This window comes from Bacillus sp. GMa5/1 (assembly GCF_050172015.1).
GTDB classification, from domain to species: domain Bacteria; phylum Bacillota; class Bacilli; order Bacillales; family Bacillaceae_G; genus Bacillus_A; species Bacillus_A cereus.
The window spans coordinates 1-1,494 of sequence record NZ_JBNLYC010000388.1; the positions used below are offsets into that span (position 1 = coordinate 1).

Below are 1,494 nucleotides of genomic sequence, written 5' to 3' on the forward strand. Positions count from 1 at the left end.
AAAGAACTTCCACCAAAACTTACAAATGGAAATGGAGTACCTGTAAGAGGAAATAGTCCCGTAATACCACCTAAATTTACAACTGATTGCATACCAATCATACATCCTATACCAATTGCTATAAAACTGCCGAATGGATCTACACATAATTGTGCAATTTTTAAGGAGCGAAGTACTATAGTCAAAACTCCAACCAATAGAATAAATACACCAATAAATCCTAGTTCTTCAGAAACTATTGCCATTATAAAATCAGTGTGTGGTTCTGGAAGATAACCTGTTTTTTGTATGCTATTTCCAAATCCACGACCAGTGATTCCTCCAGAGCCCATGGCAATAAAAGAGTTTACAAGCTGGTATCCATTTCCTTGCGCATCAAGAAAGGGATTGAAAATCGTAGTAATACGTGTCTTTTGAACTTCTGATAAACTATATTGAATCAAATAATATAAAATAGGTAACCATAAAATAGAACCGATGGTAGTTCTTTTGATTAGTAGATTTATATTTATTCCTGAACAAAGAAATATGCTAAAACCTATACCTAATATTAAAAGTGCAGATCCTAAATTTGGTTGTTTAAAGATAAGAAAAAAAATTGTAGCTAAAAAAAATAAAAGTTTTCCGATACCACTCCAGTTATTTTTAGCTTGTTCTTGTCGCAATGCAAAAAAACGGGCTGTTACAAGGATTGTTCCTAACTTAAGAAATTCAGCTGGCTGTATTCCAAAGATCCATGATTGAGCATTATTTACCACTTTTCCTTTCCATAAAACCATAATTAATAAAAAAATCCCCCCAACCATAATACAGATTGAGACTATTCGTTTTTTCCATATTTCATATGGGAGTAAAGCACAAATTATTAATCCTATTGTTCCTAAAAGTAGCTTTGTTAATTGAGAATCAACAAAATGTCTACTGTTATAACCGTAATGTTGAACAGCGACAATGGAGCTTGCACTATACATCATGATAATACCTAAAGTACATGTTATGAATAGAGGAAGGAGCAATAGATAATCGAGTTTTAATATTTTTTTCATTTTAATATCCTCCTGATTTAAAACAAAACATAATATTACATTTGCTAATGAATAGAATCTTGTTCTCGTTAATTACTAAATATGACTTTTGTTTAGGAAGATTCTATCGCTTATTCCCTGTTCTTTACGCAAAAAATCCCCCTAGTATGTAACTAGAGGGATTCAAAATGGCATGACTAAATAAGGCTTTTTTCCCTCTAGTAGAGCTTTGGCACTATACAACGTAAAGTAATGAAAATTCATTACTTAGCTATCTTAAGAAGAGCCTTAATCCGACAATTCCTGTTCTACCCATTGGCGTCTTTCGACATTTTTGGGCAATAGCCTGTGTTTGCATAGGAGCCTCACCTAACAGGTTAAGCAATATAAATTTTATGTGTTTGTTTCGTGTAGCAAGCATAAATATATTTTTTTTGCTTGTCAAGCAACCATATTGCTAATTTTATTT

Annotated in this window: 1 protein-coding gene and 1 riboswitch; the gene reads right to left on the minus strand. The window is 32.3% G+C overall.

The genetic code is table 11. The features are described from left to right. Positions 1–1,046: FtsW/RodA/SpoVE family cell cycle protein (locus ACQGSG_RS28860; RefSeq protein ID WP_426948732.1), on the minus strand; the 1,046-nt coding region annotated here is incomplete at its 3' end. A gap of 186 nt (positions 1,047–1,232) precedes the next feature. Further along, a riboswitch (M-box (ykoK) riboswitch) is annotated at positions 1,233–1,409 on the minus strand. Positions 1,410–1,494 lie beyond the last annotated feature (85 nt).